Annotated in this window: 10 protein-coding genes and 1 riboswitch; of the genes, 4 read left to right on the top strand and 6 right to left on the bottom strand. The window is 34.3% G+C overall.

The features are described from left to right. Positions 1–11: 11 nt before the first annotated feature. The 3 genes from GSY47_RS07815 (at position 12) to GSY47_RS07805 (ending at position 5,578) form a co-directional block, all read left to right on the top strand. Positions 12–710 (top strand): response regulator transcription factor, encoded by a 699-nt coding sequence (locus tag GSY47_RS07815; RefSeq protein ID WP_179002731.1) that lies wholly within the window; start codon positions 12–14, stop codon positions 708–710. After that, the gene (locus GSY47_RS07810; RefSeq protein ID WP_179002730.1) at positions 694–2,061 is read left to right on the top strand and encodes a sensor histidine kinase; all 1,368 of its coding nucleotides are present in this window, start codon (positions 694–696) and stop codon (positions 2,059–2,061) included. Before GSY47_RS07815 ends, GSY47_RS07810 begins: the two co-directional genes overlap by 17 nt. A 301-nt stretch (positions 2,062–2,362) precedes the next feature. Next, entirely contained in the window at positions 2,363–5,578 is a 3,216-nt protein-coding gene (locus GSY47_RS07805; protein WP_179002729.1) for a TonB-dependent receptor, read from the top strand. Between the two features lie 91 nt (positions 5,579–5,669). On the opposite strand, the gene GSY47_RS07800 is transcribed toward GSY47_RS07805, so the two are convergent. The 5 genes from GSY47_RS07800 to GSY47_RS07780 all read right to left on the bottom strand — a co-directional run bounded on the left by GSY47_RS07800 (position 5,670) and on the right by GSY47_RS07780 (position 12,048). After that, positions 5,670–6,155 (bottom strand): cupin domain-containing protein, encoded by a 486-nt coding sequence (locus tag GSY47_RS07800; RefSeq protein WP_179002728.1) that lies wholly within the window; start codon positions 6,153–6,155, stop codon positions 5,670–5,672. 245 nt (positions 6,156–6,400) lie between these two features. Continuing rightward, on the bottom strand, positions 6,401–7,873 hold the full coding sequence (locus tag GSY47_RS07795; RefSeq protein WP_179002727.1) for an aminotransferase class V-fold PLP-dependent enzyme: 1,473 nt from the start codon (positions 7,871–7,873) through the stop codon (positions 6,401–6,403). A gap of 199 nt (positions 7,874–8,072) precedes the next feature. Further along, the gene (locus GSY47_RS07790; RefSeq protein WP_179002726.1) at positions 8,073–9,056 is read right to left on the bottom strand and encodes a TlpA disulfide reductase family protein; all 984 of its coding nucleotides are present in this window, start codon (positions 9,054–9,056) and stop codon (positions 8,073–8,075) included. A gap of 250 nt (positions 9,057–9,306) precedes the next feature. Continuing rightward, positions 9,307–9,407: riboswitch (SAM riboswitch) on the bottom strand. 198 nt (positions 9,408–9,605) lie between these two features. Next, on the bottom strand, positions 9,606–9,968 hold the full coding sequence (locus GSY47_RS07785; RefSeq protein ID WP_179002725.1) for a hypothetical protein: 363 nt from the start codon (positions 9,966–9,968) through the stop codon (positions 9,606–9,608). A gap of 217 nt (positions 9,969–10,185) precedes the next feature. After that, positions 10,186–12,048: a TonB-dependent receptor plug domain-containing protein gene (locus GSY47_RS07780; RefSeq protein WP_219071226.1), complete on the bottom strand. Its 1,863-nt coding sequence runs from the start codon at positions 12,046–12,048 to the stop codon at positions 10,186–10,188. A gap of 66 nt (positions 12,049–12,114) precedes the next feature. On the opposite strand from GSY47_RS07780, the gene GSY47_RS07775 reads away from it, so the two are divergent. Continuing rightward, positions 12,115–13,602 carry an aminotransferase-like domain-containing protein gene (locus GSY47_RS07775; RefSeq protein WP_179002723.1) on the top strand — a complete coding sequence of 496 codons (1,488 nt, stop codon included), beginning with the start codon at positions 12,115–12,117 and terminating at the stop codon, positions 13,600–13,602. A 61-nt stretch (positions 13,603–13,663) separates the two neighbouring features. Here the strand turns inward: GSY47_RS07775 and GSY47_RS07770 are convergent, their stop codons facing one another. Then, positions 13,664–16,093 (bottom strand): arylsulfatase, encoded by a 2,430-nt coding sequence (locus GSY47_RS07770; protein ID WP_219071225.1) that lies wholly within the window; start codon positions 16,091–16,093, stop codon positions 13,664–13,666. Positions 16,094–16,161 lie beyond the last annotated feature (68 nt).

Below are 16,161 nucleotides of genomic sequence, written 5' to 3'. Positions count from 1 at the left end.
ACTATTCATCCATGAATAAAGTACTATTAGTTGAAGATGATCCGAGAGTGGCTTCTTTTATTTTAAGAGGTTTGGAAGAACATCTTTATCAGGTTAAAACCGTTTCTAAAGGATACGACGCAATTGCTGCGGTTACAGAAAATGATTTTGATATCATTATTCTCGATATCATGCTTCCTGATATTACAGGTTTTGAGGTTTGTGAGATTTTACGAAAAAGAAAAATAATTGTCCCAATCCTTATTCTTAGTGCTCTAGATACGCCTCAAGAAAAAATTAAAGGATTACAGGCTGGAGCCGATGATTATTTGGCTAAACCTTTTTTATTTGAAGAGCTTTTGGCTCGAATCAACGCACAGCTGCGCCGAGCCGAATTTAGTGCGGGAATTTTAGATTTTCAATCTTATGCGGGAATTGAAATCAATATGAAAGAGCAGAGTGCTTCAAGAGATGGGAAAGAATTGAATCTTTCGTCAAGAGAGCTGAAACTTTTAATTTTCTTTATGAAAAACAGAGAAAAAGCACTTTCGAGAATTGCAATTGCTGAGGCGGTCTGGAATCTGGACTTAGACATGAATACCAATACTGTTGATGTCTATATAAACTACTTAAGAAATAAAGTAGACAAGAACTTTTCAGAACCACTGATTCATACTGTAAAAGGAACTGGGTATATGCTAAAAAAGAAGTCCCATGAATCTCAAAAATAAGTTAGCATTAAATTCTACAATATTGTTTGCTTTTATTGTCGGACTTCTTCTGATTGGATCATTTTTGCTTTTTAAAAGCCATCGTAAAGATCTTTATTATGAAAGATTAGAAGACAGCGCCTTAATAACTGCCTTTTTCTATTTTGAAAAAGATGAGATTACTAAAATGGATAGCGTTAGTTATGAAGAAATAGAAACTCAGTATAATAGAATAACGAATCAATCTATCAGAATCTACAACGCAAAAAGCAAAAAAGTATATTTGCATGATGATGTGCCAGTTAAATTAAGTGACCATGAATTAAAAGCTATTTCAAAAGATCGAATATTACATTTCACTATAGATAACCGTCAATTTACAGGGCTTTATTACAAAGACAACCAAGGTGATTTCATTATTGTTGTCTCTGGAATTGATGATGTAGGAAATCAGCAGCTCGAAATGCTGGCAATTGTATTTATAATCTTTTATTTGGTTGGAATTGCGCTTAATTATCTTTTGGGAAGATTTTTGTCCAGGCAGACTTTTAGGCCTTTTGAAGATGTCATTTCAAAAGTAAACACGATTACAACAGAAAACCTGCATTCGAGATTAGAGATGCCAGCTGTTAGTGGAAAAGATGAAATAAAAGAATTGATCACTACTTTTAATTATCTTTTGGAAAGATTAGAAAGTGGTGTGAGCATACAGAAAAATTTCCTTAAAAATGCCTCTCACGAACTCAAAACACCGCTTACTATTATTATAGGTGATATTGAAGTTGCTTTACAGCATAGCAGAACGAACGAACAATATGAGGAAGTACTAAAATCTCTTAGAAAAGATACACTTCATTTAAAATATACTTTAGACGGATTATTGATTCTTTCAGGACTGGAACTTTCAGAACCGCATCAAATGGAAAATATTCGCATTGATGAAATTTTATGGAGTATACTGGAAAAGAAAGCTATAGAATATCCGACAGTTAAAATAGCACTTAATCTGGATGCAATTATAAATAATGAAGATTTATTAACTGTGCATGCCAACAGACACATGATTTTTATTGCACTTTATAATATTATAGACAATGCTATTAAGTTTTCATTTCCCTTACCAGTAAACGTAATTGCATTAGAAGACAATGGAAAACTTCTTTTAAAAATTATAGATCAGGGTTCTGGAATTGACAAGAAAGATATCGAATCTATTTTTGATTTATTTTTTAGAAGTGACCGCACAAGACATATTCAAGGTCAAGGATTAGGGCTTTTTATTACGATGCAGATTTTGAAGCGTCATGACATTACTTTAACCGTAGATTCTGAACTGGAAAAAGGCACTGTTTTTTCTCTACTGTTTCCCTAAATTTCTACATAAATTTTATTGCTTTTTATTCTTCTAAAATTCTATTTTTTAAGTTTGGTAACATTTGCATAATACTCTAATCTATCTCTAATCTACTTTAAATCTAAGTCTAATCCCTTATTTAACGGGCTTTAACACAAACCTGTTGATTTTAAAGGGATATACGTATTTTTCATCCAATAACATCTTGGTTATCTTAATTTAACAAAGAATTGTTTTTTGATTTTTCGTTAACATTAGCCTTAAATCGAATCGAATTAAAGAGATTTTATTTGTCGTGAAATAAAAACTAATAAACAACATGACAAAACTAAGACTCTTTTTTACGGCTTTAATGCTCCTAACTATAGGAAACATTTTTGCCCAAATTACAACCTCTTCTTTATCCGCCAGAGTAAATGATGGTACAAGCCCTCTTACAGGTGCTGAAGTAACATTGACACATTTACCTACAAATGCCGTTTACAAAGCTACAACAGACAAACAAGGACGCTTTAGCTTCGAAAACTTAAATGCAGGCGGGCCTTACGAATTAGAAATTAAAAGTTCTGGAACCAAAGATTATTCTAATGCTCAAATTCATTTAGCTTTAGGAGACAATGATTTACCAACTATTGTAGTTGGAAAAGCTGACAATAATGTTTTGGAAGAAGTAGTTATAACAGGTTCTAAGCCTTCTTCTAAAAATAACGGTACTAATATTAGTGAAAAACAAGTTAACGGACTTCCTTTAATCAACAGAGGAATTCAAGATGTTACCAAACTTGTTCCACAAAGTTCTAATAACTCTTTTGCAGGAACTAATTTTAGATACAATAACGTAACGATTGACGGTTCTATTAATAATGATGCTATTGGTTTCAGCCCATCTTTGGGTGGTCAGTCTGGAACTTCTGGAATGCCAGGAAGCAGTACTCGTTCTAACTCTATCAGTTTAGATGCTATTCAAGATATTCAAGTTTACATTGCCCCTTACGATATTAAATTAGGAAACTTTTTAGGAGGAAGTGTTAATGCTGTAACAAGAAGCGGTACAAACACTGTAACAGGATCTATTTACAGCTACGGAAGAAGTGCAGCAATTACTGGCCCTAACAATGCTGGTGACGGATCAAAAATGCCAAGTGCTTTTGGCGATTACCAAGTTGGTTTTAGAGTAGGACTTCCAATTGTAAAAGACAAATTATTCTTTTTTACCAATATGGAATATGCAGAAAGAACAGATCCAATTTTTTATAATGCAGGACAAACTAATTCAGATGGAAAATTAACTTCATTATTGGATAATGCTACTGCTGAACAGATCTCAAACTTTGTTAAAACAAACTACGGTTTCGATCCAGGAACTTATGGTGCTTACAATAACTTTTCTAAAAGCCAGAAATTCTTCAATAAATTAGATTGGAAAATTAATGACAAACACTCTATTTCATTACGAAACAATACTGTTATTTCTCAAGCAACAAACTTAGAGCGCGACGCGGCAAACTTTAGATTCTCAGGAATGGATTTTACTCAAAAAAACCAAGCGATCAGTACGGTTTTAGAATTAAAAAGCCATTTCAACAGCCAGTGGTCTAACTCATTCATAGCAAGTTATTCTGCAATTAAAGATTATCGTGATCCGAAATCAAGCAATATTATGTTTCCACAAACAGAAATTGGTTATAATGGAGGAACTATTTTCTTAGGGAACGATCGTGAAGCTACTGTTTTCAATATGAAACAAAACACAACTGAAATTACAGATAACCTTACTTACAAAACAGGAAATCATACTTTATTATTTGGTACTCACAACGAATTCTACGATATCAACTACGGATTTGTAAATGCGCTTAACGGAAGAATTTCATATAAATCTCTTGCTGATTTCTATAATAAATTACCAACTCGTGTACGTGGAACTTATCCATTTGACGGTTCTACAAGAGATGAGATTTTCAATAATCCTTATGCACAATTTAATGTAAACCTTTACAGTGCTTATATTCAGGATGAAATTAGAATTGGAAGCAAATTAAAAGTGACTCCAGGTGTGAGAGTAGATTACACTGATATGCCAACTAAACCAAAATTAAGCGCGCAGGTTCAAAACTCTCCAGCTGATCCAAATTATGGAACAACTTATACTTACACGCCTTTAAGCCAAATCAAAAACAATTTCTTTGGTTCAGCTTTAGTTTCTCCAAGAATCGGATTTACGTATAATGTTGACGAAGACAAAACATTAGTTTTAAGAGGTGGATCTGGAGTATTTACAGGTAGAGTTCCTTTTGCATGGTTAGGATATGCTTATTATAATGATGGTGTAGGTTATGGAAGCTACGACAAAAATAACCTAACTGCTGCTCAGGTTGCTGCAGCTGGCGATCCTTTAACTCCAAACGGATTAAATGGATACCACGATGCAACTCCAAAAGTTCAGGCAGATTTAATTGACAATAAATTTAAAATGCCGGCTGTTTTAAGAAACTCTCTAGCAATAGACAAAATCATCAACGGATATAAATTTACTACTGAAGGAATGTACACTAAAGTAATCCGTGATTTAGAATTCCAGCAAGTAAATAAGACAGATAATCCAACTTATTTCTCTTACGACACCAATCATCAGATGCCGATTTATGCTGCTAATATTAATTCAGCTTTTTCAAATGCTTATTTGTTGTCTAATACGAATAAAGGATACCGTTACAGCATCACAGAAATGATTTCTAAAACATACGACTTTGGTTTAAACTTTATGGTAGCTTACACTTACGGAGATTCTAAAGACGTAACTAACGGAATTCGTAACTCTATGGAAAGTAACTTCCAAATGAACCAATCGTTAACTCCAAATGATCCTCAATTGGCAACTTCAAACTTCAACATCAAACACAGAATTGTTTCTAATGTTGGATATGCTGTAAAATTAGCTGACAATAACACTTTCTCTGCTAACGTATATTTTAATGCACAATCTGGAAATCCATTCTCTTGGGGATTTGTAAACTCTACAATTGCAGGAACAGGACAAGCAGCAGGATTAGCTTATATCTTTAAAGATGCGGCAGAAGCAGCTAAATATATTGGTGTAAGCGCAGCAGGAGTTCCTTCAGCTACAGCAGCACAGCAAGTAGCAGATTACGAAGCATTCATTAATGGAAATGATTATTTAAAAAGCAGAAGAGGAACATTCACTCAAAGAAATGGTGATACAACTCCATGGAACATTCAAGCTGACTTAAAATTAATGGACGAAATTAAAGTGACTAAAGTAGGAACTTTCCAAATTTCATTCAGCATGGCAAATATCGGAAACCTTATCAACAAAGATTGGGGAAGAAGCTATTTCGTTCCTAACACTTATAATTCAACAGCAAGTATTGGTTTAACTAAATCTGGAAACTTAGGTGGTGTTGCGACAGGCGATCCAACTTATACCTTCCAAAAACCAACTTCTACACCTTATACAATAGATCAGTTAGCTTCAAGATTCCAAGGACAGCTTGGCTTAAGATACTCGTTCTAAAGATAGTTTGTGTTTATTTTTTGATTATCTCCCAGTTATCCTTTAAATAGCTGGGAGATTTTTCTTTATTCTACTTTCTTTAATCTTTTCTCTATATTCTTTTCTCTTCCATCTTCTTTGCATCCAATAAAACAGCTAATTGAATACAAGGAGAATCAGACCGATTACTCCAAGCATGATTGGTGCCACGTTGAATTACAATATCACCCGCCTGTAATAAAGTTTCCTCCTCCTCTACAATGAGATAAATTTCTCCAGCTAGAATCACAATATAATCTAAAGTATCGGTTTGATGCATTAGCGGATGTGGCTGTCCTTCGGGTGCTACAATTCCTAAATCTTTGTCTGGCGGAATTTGTACGTAACGAAAGTAACTTCCATTTTTGGGCGTATTTGGAAAAGCAGTATTTTCGATTTCCTTTTCATCAAATTTTGCAGGTGTACTATCTGTTGACCAAATATCCGAAATAATCAATCCCGGAAAATGTTCCGAAACATTGGTTACGATTTGGTCTTGTTCTATTATTGATTTTCCATTTCGTAAACCTGTTACGACTCTTCTTGGAATTGTTTTCATATTTTAATTTATTTTTTAAACACATAGAAACATAGTTTTTTTGTGTTCAAAAGGCATTTCATTCATTTAAAATAAACATAGTTGTTGTGTTTATAAATCCTTCGTAAACATGTAACTATGTGTCAAAAACTAGTTTCTTTTGATTACCTCTTTTAATAACAAAAAATCTATGTTTCTATGTGTTTATTAAATTTTAATAAAAACCTAACAGGTTTTAAAAACCTGTTAGGTTAAAAAAAAACTAACTAATCTAACTTAAACCAATCTTTTACTTCATTTGTTATTGAATCTTTTATTTGAGGATTTTCAAATTCATTCGACGCAGGATTATATTCATAATCTTTCTGCCATTTTTTATAATTCGAAGCTACTTTCTCAATCGCATCACAGATATAAAAAAGTTCTTCATTTGTAGTAATCGGATGTAAGGATAAACGAACCCATCCCGGTTTATTAATCTGATTTCGCTGTAATAATTCATTTGTAATTTCTGCCGATTTCTTTTCATTAATGTTGAATAAATAATGAGCATAAGTACTCGCACACGACCAGCCACCGCGAACCTGAATTCCGAAACGGTCATTCAAAAGTCTTACAATCAAATTGTAATGAATATCTTCAATCACAAAAGAAACACAGCCAATTCTTTCTGTTGTCAAATCTCCCAGAATAGATAAACCTTGAATTTTTTGAAGTCTCGAGAAACAAAGATCAAGCAGTTCTTTTTCTCTTTTTTTGATATTCTCAACTCCCATCTGCTCTTTTAATTCTAAAGCCAATGCCGCTCTAATAACTTGCAGAAAACCTGGAGTTCCTCCGTCTTCGCGAACTTCAATCACATCACTGTAACAGTATTTCCCTAACGGATTAGTCCATTTTACATTTCCGCCGCCCGGATTATCTGGAAATTCAGATTGGTATAGTTTTTCATTAAAAACCAAAACACCGCTCGTTCCAGGCCCACCTAAGAATTTATGAGGCGAAAAGAAAATCGCATCTAATTGCTGTTCTGGATCTTTAGGATGCATATCGATTTTGACGTAAGGCGCAGAAGCAGCAAAATCAACAAAACAAAGTCCGCCGTTTTGATGCATGATTTTAGCCAGTTCATGATAAGGTGTAATGATTCCTGTAACATTGGAACAAGCTGTAAACGAACCTATTTTTAGACTTCTGTCTGCATATTTTTTAAGTGCTTCTAAAAGTGCTTTTGGATCAACCAAATTGTTTTCGTCGGGCGGTAAAATTACCACTTCGGCATTGGTTTCATACCACGGAACTTGATTCGAATGATGTTCCATGTGCGTGATGAAAACTACAGGTCTATCTTCTTCATAAGCAGTTCTCAAACCCATAATACGCTGTAATTTTGATAACGCGGCGGTCATTCCAGTTCCAGTTGTTACCAAAACATCAGATGCATTGGCATTTACCGATTTTTTAATAATTTCTCTGGCATGTTGATAAGCATAAGTGGAAGCTTTTCCAGTCTGACTGGAAAAGGAATGTGTATTGGCAATCATTGGTCCCATTTTGTTGAGCATAATATCCTCTATCGGAACATATAATCTTCCGCTGGCAACCCAGTCGGCATAAACTAGATTTTGTTCTCCATAAACCGATTCAAAAGTATGATCGATTCCTACTGTATTTTCTCTAAATTTAGAGAAGTAACACTCTAACTCAATTGGTTCTTTTGTTGTCTCAATAGCATTCATTTCCTTATCATTTTTAATTAAATTTTTATTATTTTATTCTTTGGCTATAACTATGTTAAACACATAGAAACATAGTTTCTAAAACTGCTTAAAGGCATTTCATTTGCATAAATACACATAGTAAACTATGTGTTAGAAACTAGTTTCTTTTTGTTTCCTTTTTAGATAAAAAAATAACTATGTTTCTATGTGTTTAATTTTATAAAGCCAGAAGCGATTTTAACGTAGCCTGTAATTCTTCTCCCTGAAGATTTTTTGCTACAATTATTCCGTTTGAATCCACTAAATAATTGCCTGGAATAGCTCTAATTCCGTATAGTTTTGCCACAGCACTATTCCAGAAAAGCAAATCTGAAACATGCAACCAAGTCAAATTATCATCCTGAATTCCTTTAATCCAGTTTTCTTTCTTTTTGTCTAAAGAAATCCCAACAATGTTGAATCCTTTATCATGAAATTCTTTGTAAGCCTTTACAATATTTGGATTTTCTCTTCGGCAAGGGCCACACCATGAAGCCCAGAAATCAACTAAAGTGTAACCTTTTAAATTTTCATAAAAACGAATTGGCTTTCCATTGGGATCATTGGCTGTAAAATCAGGCGCTTTTTTTCCCACTGCCAAACCGTCTAAAACAAGAGCTAAATCTTTTAATTCTTTAACATAAGTAGTAGATTGAAGGCTTTTATCCAGCAAAACAATATTTTCTCTGATTTTTTCTGGTGATAATCTGTAAGACCAGTTTCTGTACAACACATAAGCCGAAACTATTGATTTAGGATTCTCTGTAATGAATTTGCTGATCTCTACATCTTTCGATTTTTTATAAGTCTCAAATAAATCCTGAGAAACAGAACCTTCTACAACCGAACTACTGTAATATTTCTTCGGATTTAATTTTACTGTAATTGGCCCTTTTTCAAGAAAAACATACAGTGGACTACTTTCTGTGTTTACACTTAACCCATATAATTCGGGCGTTTTTACTTTAGTTTTAAAACTAAAACTGCCATCTTTTACTTTTACCGAATCAATTGTGGTAAACATTTTATTGTGGAATTTTTGCAGATAAACATATTGCGCCACAGTATCGACAACAGTTCCTTTTAATTGTAAATTACTTTCTTGCGCCTGAGTTTGATGAGCTCCAAAAAACAGAGTGAAACCTAGAATTATTTTTTTCATTTTATTTTGATTTTAGTTTAAGATTGGACAAAAGAATTCCTGAGACCTATTTTAAAATGGTCTTTAGAAAATGTTATTTTAAAAATATTAGGGGAATTTTACTTGCTGCGCATTCGAAAAAAGGCAAGACTATTTTGTTCGAACATTACGTTCAAAAGTTCGTAACCAGCGTATAAAGTTGAATCTGTTTTCATTTTAAAAAATAAAAAGTTTTACAAAGATGATCTTATTCAGATTTTGAGGAAATCTTTTCTTATCTGTCTCGCAAAGCGGGAAGGATTTAGCACCTTATTCGGCAACAGGTTGCTAAGACGTCAATGGGCCTATTCCCTCGGTCTTTCTGGATAAGTATCATTCAGAACTTTTCTGTGATACAAATATATATATTAATTCTATCAAATTAGTAGTATTTAATAATATTTTTTCAAAAACCTTTTAAAAATTATTTAACCACAATAAAAACAATACTTTAGAAACTAAATTTTTATAGCATAAAAAAACTCATTCCGTTTTTTGAAATGAGTTTTGAGCATGTCTTGGCAATAAATATTATTTGTTTTTTCTTTTTTTCGCACTTTCTGTCTGCAGTTTTATACTGTCTTTCTGTATTCCTTTTGAAGGCGTATAAGTAGAGCCATCAGTCACACTTTCTCCTGGCCCTGTTCCTGTGCCCGTTGTACTTTCAACTCCTTCTTTTTCCATATTTGTAATTTGAATACTTTTTGCTGCAGGTGAAGTCCCGCCAGAACTAGTCCCAGTAACTTCTGCTGTGTCTTTTGTCTTTTGCACCGTATCAACAGGTGTTGCATTTGTGTCTATTTTATCACTGTAGCCATCATTTTTTTTACAAGAAGAAAATAATCCGACCATAATTACCAAAAAAAAGGCTTTCCATTTCAATAAAGCTTTCATAATAAATGTTTTAAATATTTATAAATGCTAAGTAACTACTTATAAAACGGCTTATTTTACAGTATTTCTGATAAATTTTATATAACAGCAATAGATGTATAATGGAATAGAATGAACCTTTACGAGCTTTTCAATTTCATTTCGCAGGAATGTTTCATTGGTAACAAAAAAAGCCCGTAAATCGAAATTTACAGGCTTTTCTAACTAATAAAGTGATTTAAAATGTAACTAATTTCACTCCTAAAGTAAACCATCTCGAAGGCAGAGGCACCGCTCCTACTTCATAATAAGTCGCGTTGAATATATTCTGCGCATCTAAAAAGATGGTGAATTTATTGATCGACTGACTTACTCTAAAATCATTTACCCAATAAGATGGCCCAGTGATCCTTTCGTTAAAACGAGTTGCAAACAAAACAGAGAAATTCTTAAACTGATAATCTATCGTATTAGTGATTTGATGTTTTAAAGATGAAATAAGATATTTTGAGTAGATTTCTGTACGGGAACTTTTAAACTCAGAATCCAAATAAGTGTAGGCTAAAAGAATATTCAATCTAGAATCTTTAGAAAAATCAAATCGGTAAGTCCCACGTAAATTGATTCCGTTTGTGTTTAAATCTCCAGTGTTCTGACTTTGCCATGGCTGGGTCGTTAGATTACGCATCCAGTCGATATAATTGTCAATTTTTCTGTAGAAATAATTCGCATTAAAACTCAAGGCTTTTTTGTTGTATTTGAAACCAATTTCACTTTGAAAAGCATTTTCTGAATCTAAATCAGTATTTCCAATATTTCCAGTTTGTTTCAAATATAAATCTGTAAAAGATGGAATTCTCTGACTTGTACCGACATTACCAATAATTTTAAAAGCATCAGTAATCGCATAACTTGCATCAATCCCTGGATAAATCTGCCATTTGTAATCTGAATTGTAATTTAAATAAGTTCCAATGTTTACATCAAATTTCTCCGTAAAACTCGTTCTGTATTCAGCATAAACGCCTACGTTTTCGCGATCGTGATCTCCAATATTGGAAGAATGAATGTTTTCATTTCTAAATTCTGCCCCAAAACCAATTTCTCCTTTAGACAATTTAACTGTAGAGTTTAATTCTCCTGCAATCGAATTGGTATAATGCTGGCTTCTTCCAACAGCTAAATTTGAGTTTCCTAAATAACGATAATCATCATAGTTATAACGATAGGTTACTCTTGGCATAATTTTCCAGTTTTCTGTAATAGCATGTTTCGATTGAATGTTGGCAAAAGTAGTCTGTACAATTTCAGTAGAATTGATATCACCCGGTGCTGCATAGAATCCGTTAGCACCAAAACCATTATTGATGTAACCCGCAGATCCTAAAATTTCATTAGAATCATTGATTTGTACATTTCCCTGATAGAAAATTTTATTGTTTTCGAATGCCGTGTTATAGCGGTAACCGTTGCTTTTATCGTGCGAAGCAAAAATCAAATGCTGTTGTTTTTCTTTACCCAAAACGGCTCCGGCTTGAACTCCTGTTCCGTAAAAAGTATCTCCGGTATCTCGAGTATCTTTTTCAAAATTTGAACCTGCATAAGTACTTACCAAAAATCCAGAATCAGTTGGTTTTTTAGTAATAATATTAATTGCTCCAGTTAAACTGTTGATTCCGTAAATTCTTGCAGCCGGTCCGCGAACTACCTCAATTCTTTCAATAACTTCAACCGGAAGAGGAAGATTCAGCATATTGTGAGCCGTTTGAGAGTCGATTACTTTAGCTCCGTTCAGCAAAACTACAGTCTGCTCAAAACTTCCGCCGTCAACGCTAATGTCAGCCTGAGTTCCAAATGGGCCTCTTTGTCTAATATCAACTCCATTGGCATATTGTAATACTTCCTGAAGTGTTCTCCCCGGAAGTTTCTTTATAGTTTCACTGCTAATTACATATACATTTCTATTTTGTTTAGAAATAGGCGTATTAAAACGGTTTTCATTAATGATTACCTCGTTCATTTCATTGATGGAATCCTTTTTGGTCTGCGCATAAATGTTAGAACAAATTACTGCCAAAGCAGCAAAGTAGATTTTTTTCATTTGGTCAATTTTTTTTGGCAAAAGTAGTATCTTGCCGTACTAATCAAGTATGCCAGTTTTATAATTATGAGTAGTCCGGTTGAAATTCCTTTTAAAAGCTTTATTCAGCTTAAGCCTGAAGAAAATACTGCCCTTTATCTTCAGATTGTTTTTGAGTTTATAAAAGCGATTCAGACTGGTTTTCTGCCTGAAGGAACAAAGCTTCCCGGAACGCGTATTCTCTGCAAAGTTCTGGAAGTAAACCGAAATACATTGATTAAAGCCTTTCAGGATTTAGAATCGCAGGGATGGATTGAAACGCTTCCCAATAAAGGAACTTTTATCTTATCGCAGCAAAAAAACAAAGCTGAATTTACGACTTTAAAAGAACAAAATCCATCACAATTTGATATAGGATTTCCTTTTCAGCGTTCTACGATTTTGGAAAATCCGATAGAAATCAGTAATCTTCCCTATCAATTTAATGATGGAATGCCCGATTTAAGATTGGTGCAAACTGATGTTTTGGCGCGATTATATGTTTCAAAATTAAAAAGACATAAAACCACCAAAACCTACGAGCAGATTCAGCTTCGTTCGCATTCTAATTTTAAAACGCAGTTTTCGAATTATCTGAATCTTACCAGAGGAATCCGTATTTCTACTTCCAATCTTTTGACCACAAGCAGTCATGAAATTGGATTATATTTGGTTACAAAAGTCTTAATAAATCCAGGAGATAGAGTAGTCGTAGCTTCTCCAGGATATTATATGTCCAATATGACCTTGACCAATACAGGAGCACAGATTATTTCTATTCCCGTAAATGAAGATGGAATTGATACTAAACGTTTGAAGGAAATATGTGAAAAATCTCAAATTCGACTGTTATATCTTACTTCCAATTATCATTATCCAACCACAATTTTGCTCAGCGCTAAAAAGAGAATTGAAGTGCTGGAATTAGCCAACCAATACGGATTTGTTATTCTGGAAGACGATTATGATTTTGATTTTCATTACGATAATAATCCTGTTCTGCCTTTAGCTGCTTTCGATTCTAATCAGCGTGTCGTTTATATTGGTTCTTTTGGAAAATCACTACCATCTGGATTCAGCTACGGATTTGTAGCCGCTCCGGCTGAGTTTATTAAAGAATTGGAAAAACATCAAAACATTCTAGAACCTAGTATTGATGTCATGAAAGAACAGGTTTTAACAGAATGGATTTCTGAAGGTGAAGCACATCGGCTTTCGAAAAAAAATAAAAAAATCTACAAAGAGCGAAGAGATTGTTTCGTTTCATTGCTGAACGAAAATTTAAAAGGTAAAATTAAATTTAAAGTTCCACCGAGAGGATTAGCGATTTGGGTGGAATGGCTGGATGATTTTAATTTGATTAAATTTCAAAAGGAATGTGCTGCAAATAAGCTGTTTTTGCCCAAAACCATTTTATATCAGACAAAAGATTTAAGAGCTACTCGTTTAGGATTTGGTCATTTAGAAAAAGAAGAAATGGAAAAAGCAATTTCTCTTTTGAGCAAGAGTCTAGAAAGTATTCTTTCGACAGATTAAAAAAAAGCATCAAAATCCCCTGTCAGAAGGACTTTGATACTTTTGGTTAAATAGTTATATTTTATTTCGTTTTCCCTGATTTTCCCGACTTTGATTCTTTAGAATCGGCAAGATTATAAGTTACTTTTTCGATTTTACCTGTAAATTCAAAAGGAAGTTTATAGTTAAAATCAACAGGAGAACCAACATCCATTCCGACATCTAAGCCTTCATTTAATGAAATCTGGATCGGAATTGTTCTATCCAAATGTTCTTCTGCCACTTTTTTTCCGTTGACAGACATCGTTACAGTGGCACCTTTTCCTAATTCTTTTTCTTTTCCTTCATATTTAAAATCAACAACCAATTTTACTTTTCCTTTTGGCAGGACATCTTTTCCTGTAATAGTCGGACGCTCTAAAGCTAAGTTGTTATAAACAAAACTTGGCTTTCCGTTTTGCACATATAAACCATAACCGCCTACTAAACCACCATGTGTAACAATCATCCCTTCTGCTCCATTTTCAGGAATATTTAGATCTGCCGTAACAGACCATGATTTATTTAAAATACGAGGAGAAGCTTCATTTGGCAATCCAACTTGTCCAGGATAATAAGTAAAAGTATTAGTATCTCCGCCAAGTGTTGGTCTTCCCATTAATTCACCATTAAGTCTTTCCACCGCGCGCCAGTCTAGCGGGAGCACATTGTATTTAGAAGCTTCGACCCACCACAAATCTTGCATTTCTCTTAATTTCGTAGGATTACTTGCCGCTACATCATTGGACTGCGTAAAATCTTCATCAACTTTATACAACTCCCATTTTTGTTTATCTGGATCAAACGTACCACGATTTGGATTCCAAGGAGCAAATGACAACGCCGATGCCATCCAGCCATTATAATAAATTCCTCTGTTAACCCCCAATTCAAAATATTGCGTAGTGTGTTTTTCTTTGGCTTTAGCATCGTTAAATGTATAAGCAAAACTTACTCCTTCAATAGGTTTTTGGGTAATTCCGTTTATCGTTTCTGGAGGCGTAATTCCAATAATTTCATACAGTGTTGGCACAATATCTATGGTATGTGTAAACTGGCTTCTTAAACTGCCTTTATCTTTAATTTTTGAAGGCCATGAAATAATCATCGGATTTCGTGTTCCTCCAAAATGACTTGCGACTTGTTTTGTCCATTGGAAAGGTGCACACATAGCCCATGCCCATTCGGCTGTAAAATGGTTAAAATGTTTCGGTCCTCCCAATTCATCAATCGCCTTAATATTATCCTGCCATTTTTCTGAAATTCCATTAAAAAATAGATTTTCGTTTACAGATCCTTCAATACCGCCTTCTGCACTTGCACCATTATCCCCGGCTATGTAAATAATTATAGTATTATCTGCATCGGGTAGTTGTTTTACAGCCTCCACTACTCTTCCCATTTCATAATCACAGTGAGAAGCATATCCCGCAAATACCTCCATCATTTTAGCATACAATCTTTTCTGATCTGCATTAAGCGAATTCCAAGCTGGAAGGCTTTCTGGTCTTGCAGTTAATTTGGCATTGGCAGGAATAACGCCTAATTTCTTTTGTCTTTCAAATGTTTGTTCTCTGTAGGCATCCCAGCCCATATCAAATTTTCCTTTGTATTTATCAATCCATTCCTGTGGTGCATGATGAGGAGAATGCGCTGCGCCGGGAGCTAAATACAAGAAATAAGGTTTGTCAGGCGCTATCGATTTTACTTTTCTAACCCAAGAAATAGCATGGTCTGCAAGATCAACTGTCATATGATAATTGGGATCTTTTGAAGCAGGAACTAGATTTCTGTTTTCATACAATACAGGATTCCAATGGTTCATATCACCAGCATTAAATCCGTAAAAATATTCAAACCCCAGTCCGTTTGCCCAGCGGTCAAAAGGTCCGGCATCACTTGTTTCCCATGGAGGCGTATTATGATTTTTACCAATCCAGGCTGTCATATAACCATTTTGTTTCAGCACTTCTCCAATCGTTCCACAGCTTCTTGGAAGCACGCAAGTGTAACCATCGTAGCCAGTTGCAGTTTCAGAAATAACACCAAAAGTAGCAGAATGATGATTTCTCCCCGTTATTAAAGCCGAACGAGTTGGACTGCAAAGCGCCGTTGTATGAAATTTATTGTAACGGATTCCTTCTGCTGCCAATCGATCCATTGTTGGTGAAGGAACGCCTCCGCCAAAAGTACTGAACTGGCCAAATCCTGAATCGTCCAATAAAATCAGAACAACATTCGGAGCCCCTTTTGGCGCTTTTATTGGCTGCGGAAACTGTGGCGGATCTGAATCTAAATAAGTTCTTCCTATGTAACCCGGAAAATGAAAATCAGGCTGAGGCAGGACTTTTGGAGTTCCTAATTTACTGTTCTCTTGGCTCAATCCTGTCTGGAGGCAAAAAATGACAAACATGAACCAAACTCTGTTTTGTATAAAAACCAAAACAGCTTTAAAAGTGATATTTCTTTTCATAGTCTGTTGCTTTTATTTATATGGCAGACTAAATTACAACTTACTATAAATCAAAATCTTGTGAAGAT

The organism is Flavobacterium quisquiliarum (assembly GCF_019308285.1).
Classification (GTDB): Bacteria; Bacteroidota; Bacteroidia; order Flavobacteriales; family Flavobacteriaceae; genus Flavobacterium; species Flavobacterium quisquiliarum.
This window is presented reverse-complemented; position numbering and strand designations above follow the sequence as displayed.

What these genes read in the sequence shown, in the direction of transcription:
- GSY47_RS07815 (WP_179002731.1), top strand. Translation starts at nt 12, where the DNA reads ATGAATAAAGTACTATTAGTTGAAGATGATCCGAGAGTGGCTTCTTTT.
- GSY47_RS07810 (WP_179002730.1), top strand. Translation starts at nt 694, where the DNA reads ATGAATCTCAAAAATAAGTTAGCATTAAATTCTACAATATTGTTTGCT.
- GSY47_RS07805 (WP_179002729.1), top strand. Translation starts at nt 2,363, where the DNA reads ATGACAAAACTAAGACTCTTTTTTACGGCTTTAATGCTCCTAACTATA.
- GSY47_RS07800 (WP_179002728.1), bottom strand. Translation starts at nt 6,155, where the DNA reads ATGAAAACAATTCCAAGAAGAGTCGTAACAGGTTTACGAAATGGAAAA.
- GSY47_RS07795 (WP_179002727.1), bottom strand. Translation starts at nt 7,873, where the DNA reads ATGAATGCTATTGAGACAACAAAAGAACCAATTGAGTTAGAGTGTTAC.
- GSY47_RS07790 (WP_179002726.1), bottom strand. Translation starts at nt 9,056, where the DNA reads ATGAAAAAAATAATTCTAGGTTTCACTCTGTTTTTTGGAGCTCATCAA.
- GSY47_RS07785 (WP_179002725.1), bottom strand. Translation starts at nt 9,968, where the DNA reads ATGAAAGCTTTATTGAAATGGAAAGCCTTTTTTTTGGTAATTATGGTC.
- GSY47_RS07780 (WP_219071226.1), bottom strand. Translation starts at nt 12,048, where the DNA reads ATGAAAAAAATCTACTTTGCTGCTTTGGCAGTAATTTGTTCTAACATT.
- GSY47_RS07775 (WP_179002723.1), top strand. Translation starts at nt 12,115, where the DNA reads ATGAGTAGTCCGGTTGAAATTCCTTTTAAAAGCTTTATTCAGCTTAAG.
- GSY47_RS07770 (WP_219071225.1), bottom strand. Translation starts at nt 16,093, where the DNA reads ATGAAAAGAAATATCACTTTTAAAGCTGTTTTGGTTTTTATACAAAAC.